At 35.9% G+C, this 2,075-nt stretch carries 2 protein-coding genes; one reads left to right on the top strand and one right to left on the bottom strand.

Annotated elements, in window-relative coordinates; genetic code table 11:
• Positions 1 to 466, top strand: a 466-nt coding sequence (locus tag EGI24_RS14305) for an inorganic diphosphatase (protein ID WP_255049139.1), incomplete at its 5' end; no start/stop codon positions are given.
• Between the two features lie 46 nt (positions 467 to 512).
• Here EGI24_RS14305 and EGI24_RS14300 read toward each other — a convergent pair.
• Entirely contained in the window at positions 513 to 1,496 is a 984-nt protein-coding gene (locus tag EGI24_RS14300; RefSeq protein WP_255048067.1) for a pyruvate dehydrogenase complex E1 component subunit beta, read from the bottom strand.
• Between the last annotated feature and the right edge of the window lie 579 nt (positions 1,497 to 2,075).

Genomic DNA, 2,075 nt, shown 5'->3' with positions numbered 1-2,075 from the left:
AAAATATTCTAATATCGTTCCAGCTTTGTATGGATTTATTCCGCAGACCTATTGTGGTGATAAAGTGGCAGAGTTTGCAAGAGAAAAGGGTGCAACAAGCATTAAAGTGGGTGATGGGGATCCTTTAGATATTTGTGTGTTATCGTCGCATCATATACCTCATGGCGATATATTATTACAAGCTAAGCCAATTGGCGGATTTTGTTTTATTGACAAAGGTGAGGCCGACGATAAGATAATAGCAGTATTAACAGGCGACCAGATTTACGGCAACTTTAACGATATTTCTGAATTGCCTGGTGGTGTTATTGAAAAGCTAAAGCATTATTTTCTAACCTACAAAAATCTGCCAGGAGAACCTCAACATTGCGAAATAGCATATGAATATGGTAAACAAGGAGCTGGAGAAGTCATTAAAAAATCAATGGAAGATTACAGGGATTTGATTTTTAATCCACTAAAATAAAAAAAAGGAGCGAATGCTCCTTTTTTTATAGTATTTATCGTAAATATTATTTTTTGTATAAAACCTTTTTTACAGCGTCAATCGTCCTAGCCACGTTTGGCAAAGTAGCCTCAATTAGCGTAGGAGCGTAGTGTAAAGGAATATCCATGTTGTTAACTCTGATAACCGGAGCATCCAAATGGTCAAAAGCATATCGCTGCAAATGATAAGTTATTTCTGATGAAATAGCAGCCAATGGCCAAGCTTCTTCTACAACTACACATCTGTTGGTTTTCTTTACAGAATCTACAACTGTTTGATAATCAATAGGTCTTACTGTTCTAAGGTCTATCAATTCAACACTGATTCCATCTTTGGCAAGTTGCTCGATTGCTGGTAAAACCACTCTAGGAATCATTTTTCCAAACGATACAATCGTAACATCTTTTCCTTCCTGAATTATGTTGGCTTTCCCAATTGGCAATATATATTCGCCATCTGGAATCATTCCTTTGTCACCATACATTTGTTCAGACTCCATGAAAATAACGGGGTCATTGTCACGAATAGATGCTTTCAAAAGTCCTTTACATTCATATGGGCTAGATGGTACCACAACTTTAAGACCTGGCGTATTGGCAAACCAATTTTCGAAGTTTTGAGAGTGTTGAGCTCCTAATTGTCCAGCATTACCAGTTGGACCCCTAAACACGATTGGGCAAGAATATTGACCAGCAGACATGGCCATTATTTTGGCTGCACTGTTGATAATCTGATCTATAGCAACAAGTGAAAAGTTGAAAGTCATGAATTCAATAATCGGACGACAACCATTGATAGCAGCACCAACACCTATACCAGCAAAACCTAGTTCAGCAATTGGCGTGTCGATAACTCTTTTGGGTCCAAATTCATCCAACATTCCTTGACTGGCTTTGTAGGCTCCATTGTATTCAGCTACTTCTTCACCCATTAAGAATATTGTTTCATCACGACGCATTTCTTCTGACATCGCTTCCTTTACAGCATCTCTAAATTGAATTTCTCTCATTTTTGGCTTATAAATAATTTAATTTTGGGCAAAGACCCCAATTGCTTGACAAAAATAGTAAGCTATTGTCAATTTCCGAAATCTATTTGTAGAATTGCGTGATTTCATTTATTTATTTTTGTTCGGTGTAAGATTTTGGTGGTTAAAATAAACAATTTGATGTTTCCATAATAGAAATGATGAATTTGTAAATCCATTATAATTGTAAGGATTGCAATTTTTATGCGAGTGAGTATATGCAGACTGATGTGACCCTTTCAAGGTTTTTGTTTTGTTCTTTTTAATTCCGAAGGAATTTGATTTTTATAAAAAGAGAATTTTGATGTGAATGTACGACCCCTACAGGGTCGATTACTGACTATTCTGGTGGATTTTTATAAACATATGACCCCTTCGGGGTCGAATTCTTTACATTGGATTGTTTTATCATAAACATTTGACACTTTTTTCAAGGTCTTTTTTATATCACTTTGTCGATTCCCATTCCGAAGGAATTTAATTTTTATAAAAAGAGAATTTTGATGTAAATGTACGACCCCTTCGGGGTCGAATACTGACTATTGTGATGGATTTCTATAA

This window comes from Lacihabitans sp. CS3-21 (genome assembly GCF_024343675.1).
Lineage (GTDB): Bacteria > Bacteroidota > Bacteroidia > Cytophagales > Spirosomataceae > Leadbetterella.
Note: the sequence above shows the minus strand (reverse complement) of the source record. Positions and strands in the feature narration are given on the sequence as shown.